This window comes from Vibrio plantisponsor (genome assembly GCF_013041605.1).
Classification (GTDB): domain Bacteria; phylum Pseudomonadota; class Gammaproteobacteria; order Enterobacterales; family Vibrionaceae; genus Vibrio; species Vibrio plantisponsor.
Map to the genome: position 1 here is coordinate 668,772 of NZ_JABEQC010000001.1, position 24,990 is coordinate 693,761.

Annotated in this window: 31 protein-coding genes; 25 read left to right on the forward strand and 6 right to left on the reverse strand. The window is 43.7% G+C overall.

Annotated elements, in window-relative coordinates:
• Positions 1–49 precede the first annotated feature (49 nt).
• The 12 genes from HKI82_RS03075 to HKI82_RS03130 all read left to right on the forward strand — a co-directional run bounded on the left by HKI82_RS03075 (position 50) and on the right by HKI82_RS03130 (position 6,081).
• Complete coding sequence (locus HKI82_RS03075) at positions 50–1,003, forward strand: D-2-hydroxyacid dehydrogenase family protein (protein WP_171137162.1); 954 nt, start codon at positions 50–52, stop codon at positions 1,001–1,003.
• 51 nt (positions 1,004–1,054) lie between these two features.
• Positions 1,055–1,390 (forward strand): 5-carboxymethyl-2-hydroxymuconate Delta-isomerase, encoded by a 336-nt coding sequence (locus tag HKI82_RS03080; protein ID WP_171137163.1) that lies wholly within the window; start codon positions 1,055–1,057, stop codon positions 1,388–1,390.
• 29 nt (positions 1,391–1,419) lie between these two features.
• Positions 1,420–1,842, forward strand: a complete 423-nt coding sequence (locus tag HKI82_RS03085; protein WP_171137164.1) for a GFA family protein — start codon at positions 1,420–1,422, stop codon at positions 1,840–1,842.
• 27 nt (positions 1,843–1,869) lie between these two features.
• Positions 1,870–2,145, forward strand: a complete 276-nt coding sequence (locus HKI82_RS03090) for a putative quinol monooxygenase (protein WP_171137165.1) — start codon at positions 1,870–1,872, stop codon at positions 2,143–2,145.
• Positions 2,146–2,234: 89 nt separating this feature from the next.
• Complete coding sequence (locus HKI82_RS03095; RefSeq protein WP_102939608.1) at positions 2,235–2,453, forward strand: VF530 family protein; 219 nt, start codon at positions 2,235–2,237, stop codon at positions 2,451–2,453.
• 123 nt (positions 2,454–2,576) lie between these two features.
• On the forward strand, positions 2,577–3,071 hold the full coding sequence (locus HKI82_RS03100; RefSeq protein ID WP_171137166.1) for an arsinothricin resistance N-acetyltransferase ArsN1 family B: 495 nt from the start codon (positions 2,577–2,579) through the stop codon (positions 3,069–3,071).
• A gap of 128 nt (positions 3,072–3,199) precedes the next feature.
• Entirely contained in the window at positions 3,200–3,448 is a 249-nt protein-coding gene (locus tag HKI82_RS03105; RefSeq protein WP_042485816.1) for a DUF3297 family protein, read from the forward strand.
• A 394-nt stretch (positions 3,449–3,842) separates the two neighbouring features.
• Positions 3,843–4,208 (forward strand): VOC family protein, encoded by a 366-nt coding sequence (locus HKI82_RS03110; protein WP_171137167.1) that lies wholly within the window; start codon positions 3,843–3,845, stop codon positions 4,206–4,208.
• 239 nt (positions 4,209–4,447) lie between these two features.
• Positions 4,448–4,918: a GNAT family N-acetyltransferase gene (locus HKI82_RS03115; protein ID WP_171137168.1), complete on the forward strand. Its 471-nt coding sequence runs from the start codon at positions 4,448–4,450 to the stop codon at positions 4,916–4,918.
• A 3-nt stretch (positions 4,919–4,921) separates the two neighbouring features.
• Positions 4,922–5,116 (forward strand): DUF1289 domain-containing protein, encoded by a 195-nt coding sequence (locus HKI82_RS03120; protein ID WP_206361781.1) that lies wholly within the window; start codon positions 4,922–4,924, stop codon positions 5,114–5,116.
• A gap of 23 nt (positions 5,117–5,139) precedes the next feature.
• Positions 5,140–5,631, forward strand: coding sequence for a GNAT family N-acetyltransferase (locus HKI82_RS03125; protein ID WP_171137169.1), 492 nt, complete (start codon positions 5,140–5,142; stop codon positions 5,629–5,631).
• Between the two features lie 15 nt (positions 5,632–5,646).
• Positions 5,647–6,081 carry a GNAT family N-acetyltransferase gene (locus HKI82_RS03130; RefSeq protein ID WP_171137216.1) on the forward strand — a complete coding sequence of 145 codons (435 nt, stop codon included), beginning with the start codon at positions 5,647–5,649 and terminating at the stop codon, positions 6,079–6,081.
• 81 nt (positions 6,082–6,162) lie between these two features.
• Here HKI82_RS03130 and HKI82_RS03135 read toward each other — a convergent pair whose 3' ends face one another.
• Positions 6,163–6,684, reverse strand: a complete 522-nt coding sequence (locus HKI82_RS03135; RefSeq protein WP_171137170.1) for a DUF2058 domain-containing protein — start codon at positions 6,682–6,684, stop codon at positions 6,163–6,165.
• A gap of 230 nt (positions 6,685–6,914) precedes the next feature.
• On the opposite strand from HKI82_RS03135, the gene HKI82_RS03140 reads away from it, so the two are divergent.
• A complete protein-coding gene (locus tag HKI82_RS03140) occupies positions 6,915–7,415 on the forward strand; it encodes a GNAT family N-acetyltransferase (protein ID WP_171137171.1) in 501 nt (166 codons plus the stop codon).
• 38 nt (positions 7,416–7,453) lie between these two features.
• Here the strand turns inward: HKI82_RS03140 and HKI82_RS03145 are convergent, their stop codons facing one another.
• Entirely contained in the window at positions 7,454–8,155 is a 702-nt protein-coding gene (locus tag HKI82_RS03145; protein ID WP_171137172.1) for a tRNA (adenine(22)-N(1))-methyltransferase, read from the reverse strand.
• Between the two features lie 154 nt (positions 8,156–8,309).
• Positions 8,310–8,984 (reverse strand): SDR family oxidoreductase, encoded by a 675-nt coding sequence (locus tag HKI82_RS03150; protein ID WP_171137173.1) that lies wholly within the window; start codon positions 8,982–8,984, stop codon positions 8,310–8,312.
• Positions 8,985–9,222: 238 nt separating this feature from the next.
• Between HKI82_RS03150 and HKI82_RS03155 the strand changes: the two genes are divergently transcribed.
• Positions 9,223–9,918 carry an aspartate/glutamate racemase family protein gene (locus HKI82_RS03155; protein WP_102939598.1) on the forward strand — a complete coding sequence of 232 codons (696 nt, stop codon included), beginning with the start codon at positions 9,223–9,225 and terminating at the stop codon, positions 9,916–9,918.
• A gap of 74 nt (positions 9,919–9,992) precedes the next feature.
• Positions 9,993–11,036, forward strand: a complete 1,044-nt coding sequence (locus HKI82_RS03160) for an AbrB family transcriptional regulator (RefSeq protein ID WP_171137174.1) — start codon at positions 9,993–9,995, stop codon at positions 11,034–11,036.
• Between the two features lie 87 nt (positions 11,037–11,123).
• Here the strand turns inward: HKI82_RS03160 and HKI82_RS03165 are convergent, their stop codons facing one another.
• A complete protein-coding gene (locus tag HKI82_RS03165) occupies positions 11,124–11,561 on the reverse strand; it encodes a DUF3069 domain-containing protein (RefSeq protein ID WP_042485846.1) in 438 nt (145 codons plus the stop codon).
• Between the two features lie 140 nt (positions 11,562–11,701).
• Between HKI82_RS03165 and HKI82_RS03170 the strand changes: the two genes are divergently transcribed.
• Positions 11,702–12,664, forward strand: a complete 963-nt coding sequence (locus tag HKI82_RS03170) for a GGDEF domain-containing response regulator (RefSeq protein WP_102939596.1) — start codon at positions 11,702–11,704, stop codon at positions 12,662–12,664.
• A gap of 5 nt (positions 12,665–12,669) precedes the next feature.
• Here HKI82_RS03170 and HKI82_RS03175 read toward each other — a convergent pair whose 3' ends face one another.
• Entirely contained in the window at positions 12,670–13,512 is an 843-nt protein-coding gene (locus tag HKI82_RS03175) for a LysR family transcriptional regulator (RefSeq protein WP_102939595.1), read from the reverse strand.
• Positions 13,513–13,654: 142 nt separating this feature from the next.
• Between HKI82_RS03175 and HKI82_RS03180 the strand changes: the two genes are divergently transcribed.
• The 9 genes from HKI82_RS03180 to HKI82_RS03220 all read left to right on the forward strand — a co-directional run bounded on the left by HKI82_RS03180 (position 13,655) and on the right by HKI82_RS03220 (position 24,065).
• Positions 13,655–15,172, forward strand: a complete 1,518-nt coding sequence (locus tag HKI82_RS03180; RefSeq protein WP_171137175.1) for an arylsulfatase — start codon at positions 13,655–13,657, stop codon at positions 15,170–15,172.
• Positions 15,173–15,238: 66 nt separating this feature from the next.
• On the forward strand, positions 15,239–16,537 hold the full coding sequence (locus tag HKI82_RS03185; RefSeq protein WP_171137176.1) for an anaerobic sulfatase maturase: 1,299 nt from the start codon (positions 15,239–15,241) through the stop codon (positions 16,535–16,537).
• A gap of 66 nt (positions 16,538–16,603) precedes the next feature.
• A complete protein-coding gene (locus tag HKI82_RS03190; RefSeq protein WP_171137217.1) occupies positions 16,604–17,587 on the forward strand; it encodes an AAA family ATPase in 984 nt (327 codons plus the stop codon).
• A gap of 5 nt (positions 17,588–17,592) precedes the next feature.
• Entirely contained in the window at positions 17,593–18,543 is a 951-nt protein-coding gene (locus HKI82_RS03195) for a DUF58 domain-containing protein (protein WP_171137177.1), read from the forward strand.
• Positions 18,540–19,067 (forward strand): DUF4381 domain-containing protein, encoded by a 528-nt coding sequence (locus tag HKI82_RS03200; protein ID WP_171137178.1) that lies wholly within the window; start codon positions 18,540–18,542, stop codon positions 19,065–19,067. Before HKI82_RS03195 ends, HKI82_RS03200 begins: the two co-directional genes overlap by 4 nt.
• A complete protein-coding gene (locus HKI82_RS03205) occupies positions 19,060–20,055 on the forward strand; it encodes a VWA domain-containing protein (RefSeq protein ID WP_171137179.1) in 996 nt (331 codons plus the stop codon). The genes HKI82_RS03200 and HKI82_RS03205 overlap by 8 nt, the downstream gene beginning before the upstream one ends.
• Positions 20,048–21,757, forward strand: a complete 1,710-nt coding sequence (locus HKI82_RS03210) for a VWA domain-containing protein (RefSeq protein ID WP_171137180.1) — start codon at positions 20,048–20,050, stop codon at positions 21,755–21,757. Before HKI82_RS03205 ends, HKI82_RS03210 begins: the two co-directional genes overlap by 8 nt.
• Positions 21,750–23,006, forward strand: a complete 1,257-nt coding sequence (locus HKI82_RS03215; protein ID WP_240956634.1) for a BatD family protein — start codon at positions 21,750–21,752, stop codon at positions 23,004–23,006. The genes HKI82_RS03210 and HKI82_RS03215 overlap by 8 nt, the downstream gene beginning before the upstream one ends.
• Before the next feature lie 81 nt (positions 23,007–23,087).
• Positions 23,088–24,065 (forward strand): HAD family hydrolase, encoded by a 978-nt coding sequence (locus tag HKI82_RS03220; RefSeq protein ID WP_206361803.1) that lies wholly within the window; start codon positions 23,088–23,090, stop codon positions 24,063–24,065.
• Between the two features lie 80 nt (positions 24,066–24,145).
• Here the strand turns inward: HKI82_RS03220 and HKI82_RS03225 are convergent, their stop codons facing one another.
• Positions 24,146–24,766 (reverse strand): response regulator transcription factor, encoded by a 621-nt coding sequence (locus HKI82_RS03225; RefSeq protein ID WP_102939586.1) that lies wholly within the window; start codon positions 24,764–24,766, stop codon positions 24,146–24,148.
• Between the last annotated feature and the right edge of the window lie 224 nt (positions 24,767–24,990).

Genomic DNA, 24,990 nt, shown 5'->3' on the forward strand with positions numbered 1-24,990 from the left:
GTTCGGGCCACAGGGTGGTAATGGCCTTGAGTAAAATAAGGAGCGAGTAGTGAAAATAGCCATACTTGATGATTATCAGAATGTGGTTAAAGCGTTGGATTGCTTTAACTTACTCGCTAATCATGAAGTAACCGTTTTTACACAGACGTACTCTGAATCGGAGCTTGTCGCAAAGTTGACCGATGTCGAGGCGATTGTTCTTATTCGTGAACGCACTGTGATCACAGAGTCTCTGCTCAGGCAGCTACCCAATTTGAAGTTGATTAGCCAGACCGGAAAAGTCAGCAATCATATTGACCCGAATTTGTGCGCCAAGTTTGGTGTTGAAGTGTTAGAAGGGAGAGGTTCTCCTATCGCACCTTCTGAGCTTTGCTGGGCGCTCATAATGGCCGCATCAAGGCACATACCGACTTATACACGCAACTTGCACAATAACGTGTGGCAAAGTTCAGACAGTTTGGGTTTAGGTAGAACCTTAAAAGGTTTGAAACTGGGTATCTGGGGGTATGGCAATATTGGGCAGCGCATCGCTCAGTATGCCAAGGCGTTTGAAATGTCTGTACAGGTATGGGGAAGTGAGAAGTCGCGTCAACTCGCCATCGAACATGGCTTCGAAGCAGCAGAAACGAAACAAGCATTCTTCGCTGAATCGGATATCGTTTCTCTTCACTTACGACTCAATGATGCCACCCGATTCTGTGTTACCGCGGACGATCTTAAACGGATGAAGCCTGATTCGTTATTTGTGAACATCAGCCGAGCCGAACTCGTAGCAGATTCAGCCTTGTATAACGAATTACTATCAGTTCCGACCAAGCGAGCTGCGGTCGATGTGTTTAATCTCGAACCTGCACTTCCTGATAATGAGCCTCTGTTGACTCTGCCTAACGTCACCGCCACTCCGCATTTGGGCTATGTCGAGAAAAACAGCTATGAGCTCTATTTCCGTCTCGCTTTTGAAAACATCCTAAACTTTGTGAAAGATCGAGCGGAAATGAATTAACCACCATTGACGTTTAGCTACTACCAGCATTATTGAGAAAAGGAACATAAATTGCCTCATTGTATTATTGAACACTCTGCAACTATTCCAAATGGCGAACTGAATCAGAAAGTATTTGCTGGTGCGATGGCGTCGAATCTTTTTGCGCCTGATGGTAGTGATATTAAAGTTCGCAGTATTGCCTATGAGCACTATCAAACGGGTTCAAAGCGTGAAGACTTCATTCACGTGACAATACGTATACTCTCTGGGAGAAATGAAGAGAGTAAGATGAAGCTGTCGCATTCTGTGTTAGAGCAGTTAAAGTCTTTATCGCTTTCTGAGGCCTCTTTGACGGTAGAGATCGTTGATATAGACAGAGGCAGCTACGCTAAGTGTTTAGTGTAACTGGGTATTGAGAATTATCAGGAGGTTATATGACTGAAGCAAAGACAAAAATGTACCAAGGTTCATGCTTATGTTCGGCGGTGAAATTTGAACTCATCGGGGAATTTCAGTCATTTTTCCTCTGTCATTGTTCACGCTGCCAAAAAGATACAGGATCCGCGCATGCTGCAAACTTGTTCGCGCCTTCAGCTAAGTTGGTTTGGACGCAGGGAGAAAACGATGTGAAAACGTATCTTCATCCCAACACCAGACACGCCAAAAGTTTCTGCCAACACTGCGGTTCAGCATTACCTATGGTAGCGCACAGCATCAAGAGTGTCGTCGTTCCCGCTGGGAGTTTAGATGAGGCACCGTCCATATTGCCGACAGCAAAAATCTTTGTTGGCAGTTGTGCAACTTGGTCTAAAGACCTTTCAGACATTCCATCGTTTGAAACACTCCCTAACGCTTAATCACACAGAAAGACACAGTAGGATGTTATGTCTAAAGTCGTTTTAAAAGGTTTCATCCTTGTTCCTGAAGCGGATTTGGATGCCGTTAAACAAGAACTGATCAATCACAAAAGGCTAACGTTGCAAGAACAAGGGTGTTTAGTCTTTGATGTGGTTGAAAATACCGATAACCCGTTAAGGTTTGATGTTTATGAAGAGTTTTTAGACAAAGCTTCATTTGAACAACATCAGCAGCGTGTTAAAGCGTCTTATTGGGGCGAAGTGACGCGAAATGTCGAGCGTTACTATGAGATTGTTGAATAATTTTTCGGGGAACTCTGAGATAGATAAGGTCTTGTTTGACCTTTCTGTTAAACTGCCCCTCCCATTTTTCTGTTATTGAGATACACCAAATGAGCCAACCGCAAGCTAACAATCCATTACACGGTCTAACCCTAGAGAAAATTCTCACTCAGTTGGTCGAACACTATGGCTGGGAAGGTTTAGATGCTGAGATTCATTTGAACTGTTTTTACAACGATCCTTCCATCAAATCATCTCTGAAATTTTTACGTCGCACTCAGTGGGCGAGAGACAAGGTAGAAGCCCTTTATATTCGAACCTTCTGTTAAGGTCTTTGTTGAACCAACAGCCGAAAATACTATGTCAAATAAGTAAGATTTGTTTTAAATTGAGCAAAATTTGTTTATCAGTTGAAGTGCAGATTAACAATCAAACGACGTCACGGAGGACGTATGCTCATTCGCAAAGTATCGAATTCAGATATTGATCCAATTGTACGGATCTATAATCACTACATTGCTACCACTACCATATCTTTCGAAGAACAACCCGTAAGTACCGAAGAGATGACCAACCGCGTAGAAAGCGTGATGAGTCTGGGGCTGCCTTGGATTGTCTTAGAACAAGACGGTGAAGTAAGAGGTTATGCTTACGCTAACCAGTGGAAAGCCCGCAGTGCATATCGTTATACCGTTGAACCCTCAATCTACGTTGCTCATGAAATGACAGGTAAAGGCGTTGGTCGTGCACTTTATGGTGAGTTATTGGAAATGTTAAAGGGCGCAGGTTACAAGAATGCGGTCGGTACGATTGCTTTGCCTAACCAATCAAGTGTGGCTTTGCATGAGCGCATGGGGTTTAAGAAAGTAGGCGAGTTCAACAATATTGGATTTAAGTTTGAACAGCCGATCTCGGTTGGTTATTGGCAGTTAGAACTCAATAGCTAGCTCGACAACCGAATAGCTGAAGATACCCTCGGTTGTTATTGACCACAGCGTTATGCTGGGTGTTATTTGTTGAGCCTGTGGCTCTCATTGTTTAAAATGGCCTACTTTTTTTATATCAGGTCATAAAAATGAGCGAAAACAACTCTAAACCAGCTTTACCAGATCATCTATCAGGCAATCCACGCAGCCCACATTTCGTTGCTGAGTGTTTTGAACACCATATTGGTATTCGTCTTAACGGTAAAGAGCGTACTGATGTTGAAGAGTACTGCATCAGTGAAGGTTGGGTAAAAATTCCTTCACCAAAAGCAAAAGACCGTTGGGGTAACCCAATGCTAATCACTCTAAAAGGTGAAGTAGAAGCTTTCTACAAGTAAGCCGCTCTTATCTTTGGCGAGCCATTACGAATCGCCATTTGAATTCGATACATAGGGTGCATGCTCTATGTATCTTTCCTCTCAGTTTTTCATTTTCCAATTAACCTCCAGTGCAAACACTGCTTTTTGTGAATTGCTGTTGTGACATTGTCACTTCGAAATCGATGCTACCTCCAAATGATAGTCGTGTTTATTTGCCCAACTAACTAAAGCAATCCCAACCATTATTTATATCGCTGATCTTCAACTGTAATTTTCAACGAGTTTCCCTTGCTGGCACTTCCTGAAATCCAATAGAGTGCTAGGCTTAAATAAAGTATTGAATCAAGCTATTGCCGATTGTTGTTTGACAATATGCCGTGATAACAAGCAACGATTTGAGGAAGGGATAACAATGAAACAACATGAGAAAATCAATTACGTTGAATATGCAGCGAAAGATTTAGTCGCCACTAAGACTTTTTTCTCTATGGTTTTCGGTTGGGAGTTTATTGATTACGGGCCAGACTACGCTGCGTTTTCAGACCAAGGGATTGATGGTGGCTTTTACAAAGCAGATGCTTGTAGCCAAAGTGCTAATGGTGGTGCGCTGCTGATCTTCTACAGTGCCAACATTGAGGAGACATTAGAGAAAGTACTGCTCAATGGGGGAGATATCGTGCGTCCTATCTTTGAGTTTCCCGGAGGTTGCCGTTTTCACTTTACAGAACCTAGTGGCAATGAGTTTGCTGTTTGGTCTGAAGGTTTAGGCGAACAATAACGGCTAAACGCTGGCAGTGAAGTCATGTACAAATGATTGGTTTTACCACAGCAGGGACAAGCCACGGGGCAGGAAACTATCTCTTCGACGTCTTATGAATAACGGTAAATCAACAGGTTAATTTATTTTCTTGTTGAATCTTTGTTGCATAACTATTACGTTCAGTAAACGATGATGTTCTCACTCCAAAGAGAGAGCATCTGTCTTGATTACAAGAAGTAAAAGGGTCAGGGATAGTTGTGGTAACGATTGAAAAATACAGCCCAATCAGGGAAGAAGAAGCCAGTCTGTTGAGTGTTCTAAGCGACCAAGCACAATTTACGGTCAGCAATGTTCCCCAAGTGGTTAAAGACTTAAAAGAGTCTGAACATCCCCACCTTATTATTTTTGAAGGTAAAGCGGTCGGCTTCTTTTTGCTCGATCTGAATTACTCTGAGAAATATCAGTTTGGACAGCACAAGGCGATAGGCGTAAGAGCGTTGCTGGTTGACCAGAAATATCAAGGTAAAGGTATTGCGACCCAAGCCATTAAAGCGTTACCAAGCTATGTGACAGAGCACTATCCCGACTATGAAGTCATGCAGTTAACGGTAAATTGCCGCAACAAGGCTGCTTATGCGTGTTATTTGAAATGTGGTTTTGTGGATAGTGGTGAGTTGTATACGGGCGGACCTGTAGGTCCACAAAACATCATGCAAAGAGAGTTGTAGATTTTGTCGACTACCGATAGTAGCAATACCCCCGCATCACCTTGTATTCGTCAATGTTGTTTGGATGAACAAGATGTTTGTGTTGGGTGTTTTCGGACTATAGAAGAAATCATTCATTGGAGTGCGTCTTCAGACGCAGAAAAAACTCAGATTATAGAGCGATGTAAACAGAGAAAAGAGCAGCGCAAACGTTGTTAATTAAAGAGAGTGTTGGAGTAATTATGACCGTTGAAATTCGAAGGGCTGAGCCATCAGATGCAAGAGCCATCAAACAAATTTATGAATGTAAAAATGCCTATTCGAGTACACTCCAACTCCCTCATCCATCGCTGACTTTGTGGGAAAAGCGTACGACGGATGTGCCAGACAATGTTTTTGTTTATGTTGCGTTAGTGGATGGAGAAATTGTTGGCAACTTGGGTTTTGAAGTTTGCACCAGCCCACGCAGGCGTCATGTGGCTTCTCTGGGTATGGGAGTGAAAGACGATGTTCAAGGCCGTGGCGTTGGTAGCGCTTTGCTTGCCACTGTGATTGATCTGGCAGACAACTGGCTGAATCTAAAACGGATCGAACTGACGGTATACAGTGACAATGTTCGGGCGATTAACCTGTATAAGAAATTTGGTTTTGCTGTTGAAGGTGAGTCGAAGGCGTATGCATTTCGCAATGGTGAATACGTCTCTGCCTATCATATGGCGCGAGTATTAGATTGATTGTGAGGATGTATGATGATCACCCTACGAGAAATGGATATTTCTGATTATCAAGCCGTAATCGAGTTATGGGGACAAACCGATAATTTGTCACTCAGAGACGCAGATTCTGAGCAAAACATCGCGGCGTATTTAGAGCGAAATCCTGCACTCAGCTTTGTCGCTCTTGATGGCGACATCGTTGTTGGTGCAGTGTTAGTCGGTACCGATGGCCGCCGTGGATATTTACAACACCTAGCGGTTGACGATCGCTATCGTGGGCAGAGAATTGGACAGGGGTTGGTTGACCAATCCATTCGCGCATTGGCGGCGCTCGGTATCTCGAAAACCCATTTATTTGTCTTGAATGAAAATCACAGTGCCAAAGGTTTCTACGACAAACTGGGTTGGTATCCGCGCAATGAGATAACTATGTATTCGTTTAATAGTTCAGACAACTTAAACGTCTAGCCAATATCCGCTCGAGCTGAAATAAAAACGGCGCTAGTAGCGCCGTTTTTAATGCTGTCGAACTTATTACAACTGCCGTGATTACCACATCAAGTCATCAGGTACGACGAAATCTGCATACGGATCGTCTTCTGCTGGAATATCCGCTTCAAGTGCTTTTTGTTCGATGACAGTGTTGTCGTCACGCATGGCGATTTTATTTGCCACGCCACTTGGAATCACTGCGTAAGTCTCTTCATAACGAGCAATCGCGACAATACCTTTGATCAGTTGATCGCGGATCAGTGATGTGACATACAGAGACTTCACAAGCGTTCCGTCAGTGAAGTTGTACTTGATATCGCCATCAGCAATATCAATTTTGTTCATTTCTACTAACTGCTTAATTTGAGCACGGATTTCTTTGCTTAGACGCTGCTCTTTCTGTTGCAGGCTCAGTTCCTTATCACGTTCTAGCTGAGCGCGTTTGTTCTCTTCAACCGCAGCTTTAACCTCACGCGCCTGCACACGAGATTTCTTCGAACCTTTTTTTGCTTTTTTTAATTTTTTCTCATTAACCAAGCCAGCTTTTAGCATCTGTTCTTGGAGAGTTAGCTTTGCCATCGATATGTCCAGTTCCTCAAATTTGTGCCATTTTAGCGGCTCAGGCCAAGCAAATAAAGCATCGACTGACATTGTTAGCTTTTAGCGTCAACTGAGTGAATGGCGTCGCCTCCCAATACCGCATCTTATTGTTCGAGATGTGATATTTATGCATTGCGAGTCCATGCACTGGGCGTTATATTCAAATTTTGGCTCGTACCATTTAATAAATTTCCACGTGGATCTGAGATATGGAATTAGAGTTATTAGAAGAAAAACATTTCCAATCACTTTTTGAGTTTGAGAAAAGCAACCGTGACTGGTTTGAGCAATTTGTGCCTCCAAGACCATCAAGTTATGACAGCTTTGCCAGCTTTCGCGATATTACGAATAGCTTGATTGAACAGCATGAAGAAGGCACTGGGTTCTTTTATGTGGTGGTTGAAGATGGTGAGGTGATTGCCCGCGCAAACATGATCGATGTAACGGATGACGAATGCGAAATTGGTTATCGGGTTTGCCAAAATTGGAGTGGTAAAGGCGTAGCCAGCTTTGCAGTGAAACAACTGATTGAGATTGCCCGTGATGAGTTGGATCTCCGCTTGCTGACAGCAAAAGCCGCTACCAATAATCCCGCTTCGATGCGTGTACTTGAAAAAGCGGAGTTTGTTCGAGTAGGACAAGAGAAAAATGCGTTTGTGCTTAATGGTAAAACGTTGTCTCTTGCCTGTTATGAGAAAACCCTAAACTAACCAGTTCCATTTTTTTCAACACGGTGGCTGTATATGGATTATTCAGCCACTTGATCTTGAGAGTATTCCAACTTCACTTCCGAATAAGCATCGATGATGTGCTGCACATCTGCTGAGTTACCGCTTTGCATGCGGCGATAGTGGTTTAATGTAGCTCGAAGGTATTTGCCTGCTGATGCGGCTTGTTGTTCACTGTTGCAATGCCAAATACGGCTGCCTGTTATCGTGACGGGTATTCTTTCTGCCGCTTTGGTTGAGACGTATATGATTTCGTAGAAACGGCTATTTTCTTCAAGCAACACTTCATCTATCAGTCCGAAATCGAGCTCAATCAGTTTTTGCCGTAAGGCGAACTGGTGATGGACAGGGCACAGCAAGAAGTCGATTGTTAGATTTGAATACTGACGGCGTATTTCACTGATGAAGTGCATCATTAAATCACCACCCACACCGGCAATAATTATCAGATGTTTACCTGAGTATTCTTCTAGAGGCAATTTGGCGACATCTAAGCAGTGGGTATGCCATTTAGATGATGAATGGGCGTAAAAGCGCTGCAGTTTACTTTCTACCTCTGACATTAGGCTTGGGACAATATCCACAAAATGAATATTGGCTGCCGCCTGTCTGTTTAGTAAGGAAGCGCCAAGAAAACCGTGGTCACAACAGCAATCCCAAATATGGTCGTAAGATGCCATGATCATCTGGTCAATTTGTTTGAGTCGTTTGCTGAGTTTCAATCAATGTACCTAAAACCTGTTTCAACGGGCGCATTCTAGAGGTTTTTCATCAGTTAGAAAACCGATAACAAGGTATTGAGTACAGGGTAGGTATGTGAAAATAGGACGAAGCTAATTCGGGGCATCTGTTGGCCCCGAAATCAATCTTTGAAGGTTATTCGAGTTCGACTGGTGGACGGAAGACCATCTCATGCATCACCACATCTTCTGGAAGTTCTAAGATCTGGTTGATGGTGTAGGCCACACTCTTCGCACTCATATATTGAGGGCGTTCCACTTCGCGGAAGTTAGTGTCCGTACCGCCTGGAAATAACGTTGTTACTTTAATGCCATGTGGCTGCGCTTCTTTCATTAAAATCGAACTGAAACCCGCAAAGCCTTGTTTCATCGCAGTGTAGACGCTCATGGTTTCGTTGGCGCGTTTTGCCACTGTGCTGACGACATTAATAATGAATCCCTTCTTCAACGGTTTCATTACGGTCAACGCTTCTCGGCTCAACAGAGCAGGAGCACGCAGATTCACAGCATACTGGTGATCAAACTCTTCCAGAGTGAACTCTTCAATGGCACATTTTCTCGAGTTCATCCCTGCGTTGTTGATAAGCACGTCCAGTTTGCCTAACTGATGATAGGCTTTGTTAAACATCTCAACTGTTTGTGTTGCACAACTTAAGTCCGCTTCAATAGTGAAGCATTGAGTTTCCGTTTGTAACTCGGCGAGTTTGTCGGTGTTTCTGCCAGTCGCAACAATCTTATGGCCTTTCGAAGCCAGCAGTTTTGTGAGTTCATAGCCGATGCCGCTCGTCGCTCCGGTGATTAGGATATTCATAGCTATTCGCTTTTATAGACAAGGTGGGTGATGTATAGATAGTGTCAGCATCCGGCTTCTTCGTAAAGAGAGATACGTACCGTAACAAAGTGATTGTGGTGTGAAATTAAGGGTACTGCGCGAAAATGTATATGGTTGAAGTCCTGTTTAGTAAGGAATACGATGGTTGAGCTCTCAACTCAATGATTTGACGAATGATTAACTCATATTTAAGCCGTAACAATAAAAGGAGCACACAATGAAAACCATAGGAATGTTGGGTGGAATGTCGTGGGAATCGACAGTGAGCTACTACAAAGCGATTAATGAAGGTGTAAAGCAGGCGCTGGGTGGATTGCACTCTGCGAAGATAGCGCTTTACAGTGTTAATTTCGAAGAAATTGAGAAATTACAACGAGTTGGCGATTGGGATCAAGCGGGTGCTATTTTAGGTAATGCGGCCAAATCCATACAGGCAGGCGGCGCAGATTTTTTACTCATTTGTACTAACACCATGCACAAAGTGCTTCCGCAAATAGAAGAGCAAATCGACATTCCTGTTCTTCATATTGCTGACGCGACGGCGAACAAGCTTATCGAAGATGGTATTTCAAAAGTAGGCTTGCTTGGTACAGCCTTTACTATGGAACAGGATTTCTACAAACGTAGGATCAGCGAAAAATTTGGTATTGAAGTTATCGTACCTGAACATGAAGAACGTGAAGTCGTACACCGAGTAATTTATGATGAGTTGTGTCAGGGACAGATCCTTTCCGAATCCAGAGAGCAATACATCAACATCATTGACAATTTACGTCGTGCAGGAGCCGAAGCGGTAATTCTGGGTTGCACAGAAATTGCTCTGTTAGTTGAACAACAACACACACAAGTAAAGCTGTACGACACGACAAAAATTCACGCTGAAGAAGCCGTGAAGCTCGCTCTTTCCAACTAAATTATTCCCATCCAAGTCGCCGGCGTTACGTCATCTTGGAGTTGTTTGGGACAAGAGGATGTAAATACAAAACTATGTTTGAAGGTTCTTCTAGGTATAGTTTGCCTAACATTATCGTCATTGCATTGATGTCGGCGTCGATTGGGCTGTTGTCTTCTATACCTCTCGCTGAGCTTTTTATCTCAGCAGCGGCAATTATTATTTTAAGAAAGCGCTTTGATGTGCAAATCGTCATTCCAAATTCACTTTTGATGTTTATCCAAGTGATATTAGGTATCAGTGTTGGCGCGACGATCTCCTTAGGCGAACTTTCCCATACCTTGAATCCAGCGGTGATTCTAGGTTTAGTGATCTGCTTGATATTACAAACAAGCTGTAGCTATTGGTGGCTTCACCATAAAGAAAAATGGAACCCGTTTGAATCCTTACTGGGTGCTGTTCCCGGTGCCATGGCCGCCATTTTGGTCATTAGCGAGTCGGGAAACAAGCCGTCACCAAGAGTGGTGTACTCTCACTCGGTTCGTTTGATCATATTGATTGTTTTAGCGGGCTTTATTTCAAACACTACGGTTAATGTAGCGATTGAACATACCATGATTGGCTGGCAACAGTGGGCGTTGCTTATGGGCGTCATTGCCGTCAGTATGATTTGCGGTAAGCTTTCGCTACGATTCGGTATACCAGCACCGTATATGATTGCATCGCTAGTGATTGCTGCTTTTTGTAACAGCTATGTCACGACGATAGATTTATCTGTGCCGTCGTTCATCGTCATCTTTGCCACGGGATTGCTCGGCTCATTGATTGGCGCTCGTTTAGCTGAAACCACTTTACGTGAGGCGATGTCCTATTCAAAGGCGGGTGTGTTTGTCACCATCATTGGTCTGCTTGTTGCAGCAGTGACGTCTTATATTGCATCGCATCTGTTAGGCTTAAGCTGGGTAGTTGTGCTGTTGGCTTGGGTGCCGGGCAGTGTGGAAGCCATGACGGCGGTTGCCCTGCTGCTTGGGTTGGAACCTGCGTTCGTCATGGTAAATCATGCGATTCGATTGTTACTTCTTTATACCTTGCCTGTTGTGTTGAAAAACCGATTGGAGCAGCTAAGAGAACAGCAGTAGTGCTTTGAACACTATTGTGGGACTTAAAGAGTTCGGATGTAAAAAAGCCCGCTATTACTAGCGGGCTTTTGCTTGTATAGCGCTAAATTATTTAGCGAATACGTCTTTAAAATCACGCTTCAGGATTGGGTCACGGCGAGCTTTCTTAAGCTGTTTCGCCATATCTTTCACACAATCGTAAAGAACTTTGTCAAGCAACTGAGCGCGGTACTGTTCTTTGTCTTCTTCTGTCATATCTTTTGGTAGTTGAATGCTTGGAAATTCTTCCATCACATTGATACCAGCAAACGCTTGGCTAACAGAAATAAGTGCATGAAACTGCTCAAAATTGTCCAAAATGTTTTGCGCACTCGCTGGAAGTTCATCCCAAGCTTCACGAACTGCTTCTTCAGAAACTTCGTGAATAGATGTCACCATTTGGTACATCTCTTCAGGTACTTGGTCGAATTCGATTACTTGGCGTAACTCTGGAGAGATGGCTTCTAAGTCCACTGTCGTTACTTCGTTTTGAGTTGTCTCAGACATGAAAAAATTCTCGGTAAGAAAAACTGTAATGCTAGAAATTTTAGGTGAAATGTCAACATAAGCTTTTCATTATTAAGCGGTGAAAGGCTATGAAAGTTATGCTATACGTAACTATATGATTGTAATAGAACGAGAATAGCATGGTAGCTTCCGGTTCCTCGATGCGAATTTTGTTGGTTGATGATGTGCAACTAGACAGAATGCAGTTGGCGATTCGCCTAAAACAACTTGGTCATAACGTCGAAAGTGTTTCCAGCGGACGCGAAGCCTTATCGCTTTACCCTCAGTTTGATCCTGAATTGGTACTGATGGACATCTCAATGCCGGAAATGGATGGTTTTCAACTTTCACGGGAAATTCGCTCAAATTACCCTAATGACTGGATTCCAATTATATTTCTTAGTGGACATGATGAACCCGCTATCATTGCTCAAGCGATAGAAGCTGGTGGGGATGATTACCTGACTAAGCCAGTGAATAAGCTGGTTCTTAACTCTAAACTTCTGGCTATGCAGCGCATTGCCAACATGAGAAGGGAACTGAAACGCACCAGTGCGAAGTTAGAAGAACTCAACCGAGTACTGCAACATCAAGCCAATGAAGATGGTTTGACTCAGGTATTTAACCGCCGCTTTATGGATGAAAAACTCAAAGAGATGATCTCTTGGCATGGCCGCCATGTTGGTTCTTTTACGGTAATTCTGTTTGATGTCGACCAGTTTAAGCCGTTTAACGACAATTATGGTCATATAGAAGGGGATCGCTGCCTGTACACCATTGCGCAAGTTGCCAATAAATTGTTTTGCCGCAGTGGTGAGTATGTTGGTCGTTATGGTGGTGAGGAGTTTGTGGTTATGCTTTCCCACAATGACGAGTGTGAAACTGCAGCTGAACGAATTCAAAATGCGATTAATGGCCTGCGTTACCCACATGCGTTCAGTACCGTCTCCAATTTTGTGACAGTTTCTCAAGGGGTAGTCTCTGTGAATCCAACGGGCAGAGAAACTTTGTCAGATATCTATGAAGCGGTAGACAAAGCCTTGTATCAAGCCAAAACACAAGGCCGAAACCGTTATGTGGTCAAGCAAGTAATTAACGATTAATGCCCCTAGGACTTATAGCTCGCTAGTTTTAGTTTAATGTTTTGTCGCAACGCTTTGTGGGCTGGATTCTTCAGCTCTCTTTTGTGATACACCAAGTGATAGGGCGCGAGGTCTGTTTTGATAGGGCACTCTAGAACTTGCAGATCCAATTTGTCTGCCCACTTTTGTGCAAAAGACTGATTCACAAAGGCCAGTGCGTCGCTTTGTGAGGCATGAAGGATAAGCCCTGCAATAGAACCACTGATGATGTTGGTTTTTCTTTCTTCAATAGGTTCTTGAGCAATCTGTTCGAATCCGCGCAGATTTTCCCACATAGCGGAATTAAGTACGTGAAGCTCCTGATAGTACTCCTGCTTGGTTATAGAACCTTTGATTCGTGGATGTTTTTTTCGACAAACCACCACGAGAGCTTCCCGATGCACTTCCTCAATCACGAAAGAACTGTCTTTCATCAAAATAGTGTCAATGATGAGATCGGCTTTTTGCTGACGCATGTGTTCAAACAAGACATTTTTATCTTGTGGAGATTCCGTAAAAGTAATGTTTTCCATTGGCCAGAGGCAGTGCAGTATTGCTTCATTACAGTACACATTAAAGTGCTCGCGCATATGCATGGCATTTTCGATGATGTCTAAAGCTTGACGGAAAAATGGGATCAGTTGATAACCTTTGGTTGTCAGCTCTATTCCTCGGCCATTTTTAACAAAGAGTGTTTGCCCGTACTCTTTCTCTAGCCTTTTTATCGCAGAACTGACAGCTGGTTGAGTTAGACCCATCTGTTCCGCCGCCTTAGTGTAAGAAAGATTTTCAGTAACAACTAAAAATGTACGTACTAAATTGAGGTCCATAATTCAACTATGTATAAATTCAATTTATGGATTATAAAACAAAAGGTGGATTGTTCCACGTTTAAATTCAGCTTAGTCTACATTTGATATGTGCATGTTTGAATAGATATTTCTAAATCACTAACCGTCAAATGGAGTCTTTATGAGTACAGGTGCTAAAAAGCGCTCAAGCAAGTTGCTGCTAAATGCATGTACACTTGCAATTGGAGCTGCTTCCGCAACCGCTTACGCGGCAGAAAAGCCAAACATTTTAGTTATCTTTGGTGATGATGTTGGTTACTGGAACTTAAGTTCTTACAACCAAGGTATGTTGGGCTACACAACTCCTAACATCGACAGCATCGCAAAAGATGGTGCGAAGTTTACTAACTTCTATGCTCAGCAAAGTTCTACTGCGGGTCGTAGTGCCTTCATTACAGGTCAAATGCCGAAGCGTACAGGCTTAAGTAAAGTGGGTATGCCAGGGGCAAAAGAAGGTATTTCTGAGAAAGATCCAACGATTGCTACGATCCTGAGAGATATGGGCTATGCAACCGGTCAATTTGGTAAAAACCACTTAGGTGACCGAGATGAACACTTGCCAACTAACCACGGCTTTGATGAGTTCTTTGGTAACCTTTATCACTTGAACGCAGAAGAAGAACCAGAAAATGTGGATTACCCGCAAGATCCTGAGTTTAAGAAGAAGTTTGGTCCTCGTGGTGTGATTCATTCATACGCTGACGGTAAGATTGAAGATACTGGGGCTCTGACTCGTAAGCGCATGGAAAATGTGGATGGTGAGTTCCTTGAAGCTGCTGAAGGCTTTATGGAGAAACAGGTAAAAGCGAAGAAACCGTTCTTTACATGGTTTAACACCACTCGTATGCACAACTTTACTCACCTTCCAGATGAGTACAAAGGTGCTACTGGCCATGGCTTCTATGCTGATGGTGTGAAACAGCATGATGACCAAATTGGTCAAATTCTGCAGAAAGTTAAAGATCTAGGTATCGAAGACAACACTATCATCGTATATACCACTGATAACGGCCCTATGATCAACCTATGGCCAGAAGCGGGTATGAGTCCATTCCGTAGTGAGAAAAATACGGGTTGGGAAGGCGGTTTCCGTGTTCCAATGATGATTAAATGGCCTGGTCACATTAAAGCGGGTCAGACTCTAAATGGTATGACGTCACTAGAAGATTTCTTCCCTACATTAGTCGCTGCTGCTGGTAACGACAAAGTGAAAGACGAGCTTCTAAAAGGTAAGAAAGCAGATGGTAAGTCATACAAGGTTCACCTAGATGGTTATAACCAACTTCCTTACTGGACAGGTAAGTCTGAAGAATCAGCACGTAACGAATTCTTCTACTGGAGTGATGATGGTGACTTATTTGCTTTACGCCAAGGCAAAATGAAGTTCCACTTCAATATCCAAGAGAACGAAACTGGGCTAGCAATCTGGCAAAAACCGCTGACTAAGTTACGTGTTCCACAGATGTACGATCTAAGTATTGACCCATTTGAGCGTGGTGATACAGGTATTGGCTATGGCCAATGGATGTATGAGCGTTCATTCTTGATGGGACCAGCTGCAGCTAAAGTGGCTGAGATGATGGAAACGTTCAAAGAATTCCCACCACGTATGGAAGCGGGTTCTTTCGTTCCAAAATAACCTAATTGGTTGAAATTTAATGGTGGCGCTCTACGGAGCGCCCTATTTTGAAATAAGGACGTATAAATGACAAAAACCTCAATGCGCGCTTCAACAATGCTGGATGTGGTAGCGTTAAAGTCAGCGTATAAAGATTTAAGTGATAAACCTCAATACCAACGTCGTTTTCACGTGATGGCAAAACCGGGCGGCGCGAAATGTAACATTGACTGCCAATATTGCTTTTACTTGCACAAAGAAGATCTGCTGCATCAGCCAAAACAACCCAAAATGGATGATGAAACTTTAGAAGCCTTTGTGAAGAGCTATATTGAGAGTCAAGATGGCGAAGAAATCGTCTTTTCTTGGCAGGGTGGGGAGCCGACTTTACTTGGTCTGGACTATTTCCGCCAAATCGTATCTTTGCAAAAGAAATATCAACCGCAAGGTATTCGTATCGAGAATGACCTGCAAACCAACGGCATTTTGCTCAATGATGAATGGTGTGAGTTTCTTGCGCAGAACAACTTCCTTGTCGGGCTTTCAATCGATGGTCCGGAAGAGATCCACAATAAATATCGCGTCACACGCAGCGGTAAACCGACCTTTCATTTGGTGATGAACGCCGTTGAGAAAATGAAACAACACGGCGTGCGTTTCAATGCGCTGGTTACCGTGAACAACCACAACGTTAAATATCCGCTCGAAGTGTACCGTTTCCTTACTCAGGAACTGGGTGTTACCTATATTCAGTACAATCCCGTTGTTGAACCAAGCGATTTTAAAACTACGGCGCCACAGTTCTGGAATGAGAGCATGATTCCAGCGGTAGGCAGTGAACTGGCTAAGCCGGGACACCCTATGTCGGTGGTTACGGACTGGTCTGTAGATGCTGACGACTGGGGGCGGTTCCTGATTGCGACGTTTGAAGAGTGGGTGAACAACGACCTTGGTCGAGTGTTGGTTAACCTGTTTGAAACAGCTGTTGCTCAAGTGATGGGCAAACCTTCTCAGTTGTGCATTACCGCGGAATTCTGTGGTAAGGGGCTGGCTATTGAACACAATGGTGATGTGTTTAGCTGTGACCATTATGTTTACCCAGAATACAAACTTGCCAACGTTAAAGAACGCCCGTTGAATGAGATGGCTTTCTCTGTTCGACAACAAGCCTTTGGCACCGCAAAACGTGACTCTTTGCCTAAATATTGTAAAGAGTGTCCATACCTGAAATTGTGTTGGGGTGAATGTCCGAAAAACCGTCTGTTAAAAACGCCTGACGGCGAAGAGGGGCTAAACTATCTATGCCCTGGTATTAAGGCCTTCTTTGACTACTCACTACCGATCTTAACGGGCATTTCTGTCTTACTTGGGCAAAACAACAAATAGATTGAACAACATATTGGCTTGGACAAAACGACTTAGTAGGAAACAACAATGGCAGCAACTGACGATATGACTAATCAAGCCCACTCTGATGTGGTGACATTATTAAATTATTTAGATTCACAAGTTGTTGGTCAGAAATCGGTCGTCAAAGGAATTCTGCTTGGTCTGTTGAGCAGCGGGCACGTTCTGCTGGAAGGTTTACCGGGAACCGCGAAAACTCGTTCCGTTAAAGCTCTGGCGAATGCCCTGTCTATTTCATTTGGTCGAATCCAGTTCACACCCGATTTGCTGCCTTCTGACGTAACAGGCACTGAGGTACTGCAAGAATCAGAAGGTAAATCTTCACTGCATTTTCAACCGGGACCAGTGTTTAACCAGATTGTTCTGGCGGATGAAATTAACCGAGCACCTGCCAAAGTTCAGGCAGCACTGCTTGAAGCAATGGCAGAAGGCACCATTACGGTTGCAGGTGAGACTCACTCCTTACCTGAATTGTTCATGGTTCTGGCTACCCAAAACCCAATAGAGCAAGAAGGTACGTATCCTCTGCCTGAAGCTCAGATGGACCGTTTCCTGCTCAAAGTGTGTGTCGATTACCCAACCCACGGTGCTGAACGCGATATCATTCGTTTAGTGCGTCAGGAAGAGGCGGGAGAGTGGTTTTCTTCAGGCATGGAACGAGTCTCTATCGACCCTGCATGTATTACTCAGGCACGAAAAGAAATTACGAAAATTGAGCTTTCCGAGCTGGTGGAAACCTATATCGTCAATTTGGTGATGGCGACACGTGAGCTGGAGCAGTATCCAGAGTCTAAGTTGTCTAACTGGCTTGCGATAGGTGCAAGCCCTCGTGCTTCGATTGCTTTAGACAAATGTTCACGAGCACTGGCTTGGTTAGAAGGCCGTGACCATGTGATTGTAGATGACGTTCGAGCCGTGGCACCGATGGTGATGGGGCACAGACTGAGCTTGTCTTATGAGGCACTCGCCGATGGTGTCAGTCAGCAAGATTTGGTGATGGAATTATTGGACGTCGTCAATATTGGGTAATTGATATGGATGATAAGCAAGAACGCTTAGACCCACGTATTTACGTTGACATCAAACAGCTCAATCGTACGCAAAGCCACGTAACCAGCATTAATTTATTGGGTGCTCGTTACTCACGCGCGCAAATGTCAGGCCGCTATCATTCCCATGCTCGCGGCCGAGGTCTGAATTTTGAAGAGTTACGTCACTACCAAAAAGGTGACGACATTCGTCAGATGGACTGGAAAGTGACCCAACGAACGGGCAAGCCGCACGTCCGTAGTTATACCGAAGAGAAAGATCGTCAAATTATCCTCTGTGTTGATCAACGCAGCGCTATGTACTTTGGTTCGGTAAGTCATATGAAGTCTGTGGTTGCAGCTGAAATTGCAGCACTGATGGGTTGGATGGCGTTAGCACAGAATGACCGTGTGGGTTTTCTCATTTGTGACCATCAAAGATTCCACTGGCGTTCTGCTAAACGCGGCGGTAAATCGTATCTGCTTGGTCTGAACGATCTGGTGCAAGCTAATCATAAGCTTAATGTCGACGTGCAAAACTCTGCCACTGTCGGTATGAGCCATTGGCTCAAAGCGCTACAGGCGAAAAAATTAAAATCAGCCACGTTCATCATCATCAGCGACTTTACCGATGCGGATGACCAGACACTTCGCCAACTGCAATATTTGCATCAACACAACGATGTAATCAGTGTCTTTGTCTCTGATCCTTTAGAGTCGTCTATGCCTACTCACAGCTCGGGTTCACCTTGGGTTATCGGTGATGGCGAATATCAGTTTGCTTTGGAGCAAGGAAAACAGAGCGAAAAGGCTTACGAAACTCTGCAACAACGTCATGAAGAAAAGCGAGCACAGCTGAAAAAGCTAATGGCTGCCCAAAAACTGCCATGTATAGAAATTGGTACTCATGGTGACCACTTTGTCGAGCTCGCCAAATATCTGGAGGTGATGAAATGATCCCTAAGCCGCCAGACAGCTACATGTTAAGAAACATTCGCGATGTTGAGTTGCCGGAAGTATTCAGTTGGTTTCCTCAGACGATAGGCTGGAAAATCGTCTTTACCTTGATCCTGTTATACGCCACTTATCGTATTTATCGTTATGCAAAGCACTGGTGGAACAACCGTTATCGTCAGGAAGCGATAGCCGCACTTTTGTCTCTCACTCCTGATGACGCCAATTGGCCCTATCAAATGGTTAAGATAATGAAAGCTGTAATGGTGTATCTGGACAAAAGAAACGCAGCTTTGTATGGGGTTAAATTACTGTCTCAAATGGATTACTTAGCTACAGATAGCTCGTCTGAAAAACACAGTTCTGATAGGTCACAAGCGAATTTCCAACATGATGATGTATATCTTCAATGGTTGGCTTGCGTCGAAAACTCCAAGTTGGAAAAGCCGGATTTTGACCGTTTGCGCAGTGGCTTAGTTGTTTGGCTCAAAACGCATCAAGTGATATCGGAAGGTGAGCATGAGTAGTATTGAATTTGCGCACCCTTGGAACTTTTTATTGTTGCCACTTCCTTTGCTGGTGTACTGGTTGGTACCGGCTTATCACAGCCGTGAAAGTGCAATTAAAGTGCCTTTCTTTTCTCAGATCCTTGAAGCGTTAAACGAATCACCGAAAGAAGCGGCAGGTTTGCTTACTTCCCAATGGTGGCAAAAAGCCACGCTGTTTATTTCATGGTTATTGATTGTGACGGCTTTGGCTCATCCAAGTGTTTTGGGAGAAGTTCAGACCAGAGAAGAGTTTGGCCGTGATGTTATGGTGGTGGTCGATTTGTCCGGTTCGATGGCAGAACAAGATTTTACAACAGACGGAAAAAGCTTAACGCGTTTGCAAGCAGCAAAACAGGTATTGAAAGAGTTTGTGGCTAACCGAGAAGGTGACCGTTTTGGTTTGATTTTGTTTGGAGATTCTGCATTTGTACAAACGCCATTTACCGCAGACCGATCCGTGTGGCTGAGTTTACTTAACGAATCCGATGTCGCCATGGCAGGACAGAGCACTAACCTTGGTGATGCAATGGGGCTTGGTATTAAAGTGTTTGAGCAGAACCGAGATCCAGAACAGCAAAAAGTAATGATTGTACTGACTGACGGCAATGATACAGGCAGTTTTGTTGAACCTATTGATGCAGCCAAGATCGCTGCGGCTAAAGGCATTAAAATCTACATGATTGCAATGGGTAATCCTGAAACTGTCGGTGAACAACCGTTGGATATGGACGTGATAGAACGGGTATCCGCTCTGACCAAAGCACGCTCGTTTACCGCAATTGATCAACAAGCATTAAGTGATGCCTACAAGCTGATTGATGAACTGGAACCACAAACTTACAGCATGGCGACCTATCGTCCTAAAATCAGTCTTCATCATTATCTGGTTATTGCTTTAGTGGTCATGCATCTGTTGGTGTTTGGCGCTCTCACCATCAAACGTATTCGAGAGGTGCCAAATGAGTGATTGGCAGCTTGAATGGCAATATCTTTTGCAGTTTCATTTTTTACGCCCTTGGTGGTTACTGGCCTTGATACCATTGGCAGTGATTTTCTATTTGCGTTGGAAGGTGAGCTCTGATGAAAACCGCTTTGCTTTTTTTCCACCTCATCTACGCAATGCCTTAACCGTGCAACGTTCAGGCTGGACAAATCAACTGCCGCTCAAAATGCTTATGCTGTTGCTTGTCCTGTCTGTTCTGATCTGTGCTGGCCCAGCATGGCAAAGACAAGCTTCTCCATTTGGTGAAGATTCCGCGTCGCTGATGATTCTGCTTGATAATAGCGAAAGCATGCAGCAGAAAGATGTGGCACCGAGCAGGTTGGAGCGAGCAAAACACAAGATCACTGATCTAACTGAGCTGCGTGCTGGTGGTAAGACAGGACTGATGGTGTATGCGGGCAGCTCTCATGTGGCGATGCCGCTTACCAAAGATAATCAGGTGATATTTCCATATTTGTCGGCGTTAAACCCAGAGATCATGCCACTTGCAGGGAAAGCTCCTCAAACCGCGTTACCTTTGTTAACACAGCAGATTGAGGCCAATAAAGGCAACTCAATCTTATTAGTGACGGATGGCGTTGATGCCAATGCAGTCAATGAATTTGAACGCTATTTTGAAACTCAGCCTTATCAGCTACTCATTCTTGCAATAGGTAATTCGGATATTACCGTTGATTCACCAATGGATTTGGCGTCTTTGCGCACACTGGCAACAAAGACCAATGGCAAGCTGATTGAAATGAGCATTGATGAAACAGACGTAACGCAGCTTAATAGCCAAATAGAACGCTTTATGCTGATTAACAGTGATTCATCGATGCCGTGGCAAGATGAAGGTTATCGCCTGTTATATCCACTCGTATTGCTGATGTTGCTGTGGTTCCGTAAAGGCTGGCTGGTGAAGTGGAGCTTGGTTTTGGTAGTGAGTATGCCCTCACTTATGCCAAACGCTGCGAACGCTGCGGGTATGGTATCGAGCAAAACAGAATCGACAGTTGCTACAGAGCAAGCGACGTTATGGGACAAAACCGAACAGTGGTGGATGGATTTATGGCTAACGCCTGATCAACAAGCGCAGAGATTGTTTAATCGAGGAGATTACAAGCAAGCGGCTGCTCACTATCAAAAGCCTCTGAACAAAGGCATTGCATACTACTACGCGGGTGAGTTCAAACTGGCGCATTCTGCATTTATGCAAGATAACACCCCACAAGGGCTTTATTACGCGGCTAGTGCATTAGCCAGACAACGCGAGTACGTAGCAGCTCGTGCTCTGTTAAGGCAATTAAACGAGCTGTCCGATCTCGATAGCGTTTTGCAACAGAATATCGCTCACAACCTTAAAGCCATCATTGCAATCATCGATGAAATCAACATCATGAGTGAATCTCAGGCCAACAGCTTGGATCTCGATCAGGAGGTTTCCATTGAACTGCCTGACGGTCAGCCGCAAACAGCTGACGGCGCAGATGAAAACACTTCTGAAGAAAATATGAAAAAGCAGCAGCTCAGTGCAGACGATATCTTAGGTGACCCAAAGCTTGCGGAAGTATGGCTGAAGCGTGTAGAAGCCGATCCAAGCCGCTTCTTACAGTCCAAATTTCAGATTCAGTACAACCAAGCAGGTTCTGAAGTGAGCAGAGCGGAGGATACGGGAAATGATTAAATGGACTCAGCAATGCTTTTCAGAATTTATGCGTGCAATGACATTAGTGTTGTTGCTGATTTTGAGCGGAGTGACATTTGCTGACGAGTCTCAGTCTACACAAGTGACAGTGAAAACCTGGCTTGGTAGCAAACCGACAGATGAGCTGCAAGTGTTTGCGCCCACTCAACAAATCATCCTCAATATCGAAGTGTCTACTAACACTTGGTATACCGCAGGCACAAAAATTTCATCGTTAGAAATACCTGATGTATTGGTCAAACGCCGCAACCCCTTTGCTGTGAACTCAACGCAGCGCGACAAAGGACAAACATGGTCTCGTCAGTTGTGGGAAGTGGTTCTCTATCCGCAGAAAAGTGGCGACTTTATTGTTCCGCCAGTCTCTCTGGAGGTACAAGTTGCCGGTTCAAACGGCGACAAGCAAAAAATTACTTTAGAGACAACGCCTCAGCAATTTAGAGTGGAACTTCCGAGTGCTGAACTTGGCGGGACGCAAAGTTGGTTCGCCGCCAGTGATGTTAAGGTCAAACAAGATTGGCAAGTTTCTTCAGATGAACCTAAAGTTGGCGACGCTATCACTCGCGTAATTGAAGTTCAGGCGCAAGATTCTCTATCAGTGTTATTGCCGAATTTGATGACTAATTCAGTCAATGACGCATGGCAGGGGTACCCAAATCCTCCTGAACTAACGGACACTCAAAGCCGTGATGGTTACCTATCAAAACGTAAAGACAGCCTCACCTATGTATTACAGCAAGGTGGTGACATTACTTGGCCGAGTTATGAAATTTGGTGGTGGAATTCGAAAAAGCAAAGCTTGGAGAAAATCACCATAGAAGGGCACAAGGTGCATGTTAAGCACACGTTAGCCTCATGGCTAAAAGCCTATCGTTACATGATCCTTGTTACTGCTTTGGTTTTGGTTACGTTGGTAATGCTTATGCTTGCCGCCCGTCGTTATTACCGTACGCATCCATCTCCTGCATGGGTGAAGTATTACTTATCTGTGTTTAAAGGTCAGTGGCCGCAAGCGCGAACCTTGCTATACAAAAAAGCTCGCAAGACTTCTGGCAGCTTAGAAATTTCCCATACAATGCCAGAACACTTACAAACCAAATCTTTGCAAGTTCAGACTGGTGACGTTAACCGTGTTGTTATGTCGAAGTTATGGCTGAACGTAAAACGCAAAGTGAAACGGAGAAGAATGATACCGAAAGCGTTGCCAGAGTTGGAAAATAGAAACAGTTAGTTGCTGCTTGTTTCAGTTTCCGCTCATCTTAAAGTTCGGTTGGTTTATAAAAATATTAATAAATAGGAGAACGTCGTGAAATTGGCTCATTTTAAAAAATACGCCTTAGCAATTCTGTTTAGCTTAGCTTCTCTAAACTTTGCTTGGGCTGCTGAAGACCCTCTTCCGTCATGGAACTCTGGTCCTTCAAAAACAGCGATCATTAAGTTTGTTCAGTCAGTAACGAATGTGGACTCTCCAGACTTTGTTCCAGTTGCTGAACGTATTGCCACGTTTGATAACGATGGAACTTTGTGGTCTGAGCAACCTATGTATTTCCAGCTTCAGTTTGCATTTGACCGAGTGAAAGCATTAGCGCCTTCGCACCCAAATTGGCAGACAGAAGAGCCGTTTGCCAGCGTTTTGAAGGGTGATTTGAAGAACCTGCACACCGAAGATCTCATGAAGGTGTTGTACGCCACTCACACCGGTATGAATACGGAAGAGTTTGACGCGATTGCTAAAGAGTGGATTGCGACAGCAAAACACCCAGTTACGGGTAAAAAATACACGGAACTGGTATTCCAACCAATGTTGGAATTGCTTGATTACTTACGCGCAAACGACTTTAAAACGTTTATCGTTTCAGGTGGTGGTACGGGCTTTATGCGTGCGTGGGTTGAATCTGTTTACGGTATTCCACCAGAGCAGGTGGTTGGAACAACCTTCAAAACTGAGTTCGTTATGAACAATGGAATACCAGAGATCAAGCGATTACCAGAAATCTTGGTGAACGACGATAAAGAGATGAAAGCGCTGGAAATTTACGAGCGCATTGGTCGTCGTCCTATCGCTGCGTTTGGTAACTCAGACGGTGATTTGGCAATGCTGCAATGGACTTACGCAGGTAAAGGCTTACGTTTCCCTATGTACATTCATCACACGGATGAGAAACGTGAGTACAAATACGATCGCGAATCTCATATCGGTCGTTTAGACAAAGGCCTAGATGAAGCAAAAGCGAAAGGTTGGACTGTGGTGGACATGGCGAAAGAGTGGAAAACTATCTATCCAAACTAACCGCAATCGTTAAGAGCAACATGTTCTGAAAGAAGCCGCAATTTAAAAGATTGCGGCTTTTTGTCTATGCCCGATTTTATTTATGCCCGTATCAATTTCATCAGCTTTACCGCATCTCGTCGTTTATGCACATCTAGCTTTTTGTAAATCTTATAGATATGCGTTTTTACTGTGCTTTCAGCAAGAAACAGTGATTTGGCGATTTCGCAGTTAGAGCTGCCGCTAGACATCAAATTCAATATTTGTCTTTCCCTGTTTGTTAGTTGCTCTAAGCATTGATGGCTTGAGCAGCCTGGAATGCGGTATATATTGATCATTCTTTCCAAACAGTCACGGGGAAGCCATAAACCGCCGTTTAAAATGCACTCAACGCTTTCCGGTAGATGCTCTATTTTTGCTTCTTCTAGCAGTAGCCCTTTGAGTGATTTCCAGCGTATACACATATCATTTTGTTTGTGTTCGGGAACATTGAAAACCAGCACACCTAAATTAAGTACATCAAAATCAGGCAGTTGTTCTGACTGTTCAAGTTCTTTACACGCATTGAAGTCAATGATGACTAAATCGATATTGTTCTGCTTTGATAATTCGGATACTTCACTTGTCTCAATTTTAATGTGCTCAATTTTGTTCAATTGATTTTTTATTAAGTTATTCTGTAAGGCGTTCTCTGAAATTATCAACAAGTTTTTGATGTTCATAGAAAAACCTAGTGGTTGGTTAATAATGATAATAAATACTTATTTGGTTTGACTAATAGGTTAGCAATGAGTTGAACAATTGACCAATTTTTAGGAGGTAATATTTAAAAAGACAATCATAAATAAACTTTAGTGCTATTTTATAGTTTTTTACTTATAAAGTTATATTAAATAAATGCTTGAAATTGTTGAAATCAATATTTTAATGTTATTTTGGTTTTTTC

Excerpts from the sequence above, each read along its gene's own strand:
- HKI82_RS03085 (WP_171137164.1), top strand. The coding sequence starts at position 1,420 with ATGACTGAAGCAAAGACAAAAATGTACCAAGGTTCATGCTTATGTTCG.
- HKI82_RS03090 (WP_171137165.1), top strand. The coding sequence starts at position 1,870 with ATGTCTAAAGTCGTTTTAAAAGGTTTCATCCTTGTTCCTGAAGCGGAT.
- HKI82_RS03095 (WP_102939608.1), top strand. The coding sequence starts at position 2,235 with ATGAGCCAACCGCAAGCTAACAATCCATTACACGGTCTAACCCTAGAG.
- HKI82_RS03100 (WP_171137166.1), top strand. The coding sequence starts at position 2,577 with ATGCTCATTCGCAAAGTATCGAATTCAGATATTGATCCAATTGTACGG.
- HKI82_RS03105 (WP_042485816.1), top strand. The coding sequence starts at position 3,200 with ATGAGCGAAAACAACTCTAAACCAGCTTTACCAGATCATCTATCAGGC.
- HKI82_RS03110 (WP_171137167.1), top strand. The coding sequence starts at position 3,843 with ATGAAACAACATGAGAAAATCAATTACGTTGAATATGCAGCGAAAGAT.
- HKI82_RS03125 (WP_171137169.1), top strand. The coding sequence starts at position 5,140 with ATGACCGTTGAAATTCGAAGGGCTGAGCCATCAGATGCAAGAGCCATC.
- HKI82_RS03130 (WP_171137216.1), top strand. The coding sequence starts at position 5,647 with ATGATCACCCTACGAGAAATGGATATTTCTGATTATCAAGCCGTAATC.
- HKI82_RS03135 (WP_171137170.1), bottom strand. The coding sequence starts at position 6,684 with ATGGCAAAGCTAACTCTCCAAGAACAGATGCTAAAAGCTGGCTTGGTT.
- HKI82_RS03140 (WP_171137171.1), top strand. The coding sequence starts at position 6,915 with ATGGAATTAGAGTTATTAGAAGAAAAACATTTCCAATCACTTTTTGAG.
- HKI82_RS03150 (WP_171137173.1), bottom strand. The coding sequence starts at position 8,984 with ATGAATATCCTAATCACCGGAGCGACGAGCGGCATCGGCTATGAACTC.
- HKI82_RS03155 (WP_102939598.1), top strand. The coding sequence starts at position 9,223 with ATGAAAACCATAGGAATGTTGGGTGGAATGTCGTGGGAATCGACAGTG.
- HKI82_RS03160 (WP_171137174.1), top strand. The coding sequence starts at position 9,993 with ATGTTTGAAGGTTCTTCTAGGTATAGTTTGCCTAACATTATCGTCATT.
- HKI82_RS03165 (WP_042485846.1), bottom strand. The coding sequence starts at position 11,561 with ATGTCTGAGACAACTCAAAACGAAGTAACGACAGTGGACTTAGAAGCC.
- HKI82_RS03170 (WP_102939596.1), top strand. The coding sequence starts at position 11,702 with ATGGTAGCTTCCGGTTCCTCGATGCGAATTTTGTTGGTTGATGATGTG.
- HKI82_RS03175 (WP_102939595.1), bottom strand. The coding sequence starts at position 13,512 with ATGGACCTCAATTTAGTACGTACATTTTTAGTTGTTACTGAAAATCTT.
- HKI82_RS03180 (WP_171137175.1), top strand. The coding sequence starts at position 13,655 with ATGAGTACAGGTGCTAAAAAGCGCTCAAGCAAGTTGCTGCTAAATGCA.
- HKI82_RS03185 (WP_171137176.1), top strand. The coding sequence starts at position 15,239 with ATGACAAAAACCTCAATGCGCGCTTCAACAATGCTGGATGTGGTAGCG.
- HKI82_RS03190 (WP_171137217.1), top strand. The coding sequence starts at position 16,604 with ATGACTAATCAAGCCCACTCTGATGTGGTGACATTATTAAATTATTTA.
- HKI82_RS03195 (WP_171137177.1), top strand. The coding sequence starts at position 17,593 with ATGGATGATAAGCAAGAACGCTTAGACCCACGTATTTACGTTGACATC.
- HKI82_RS03200 (WP_171137178.1), top strand. The coding sequence starts at position 18,540 with ATGATCCCTAAGCCGCCAGACAGCTACATGTTAAGAAACATTCGCGAT.
- HKI82_RS03205 (WP_171137179.1), top strand. The coding sequence starts at position 19,060 with ATGAGTAGTATTGAATTTGCGCACCCTTGGAACTTTTTATTGTTGCCA.
- HKI82_RS03210 (WP_171137180.1), top strand. The coding sequence starts at position 20,048 with ATGAGTGATTGGCAGCTTGAATGGCAATATCTTTTGCAGTTTCATTTT.
- HKI82_RS03215 (WP_240956634.1), top strand. The coding sequence starts at position 21,750 with ATGATTAAATGGACTCAGCAATGCTTTTCAGAATTTATGCGTGCAATG.
- HKI82_RS03225 (WP_102939586.1), bottom strand. The coding sequence starts at position 24,766 with ATGAACATCAAAAACTTGTTGATAATTTCAGAGAACGCCTTACAGAAT.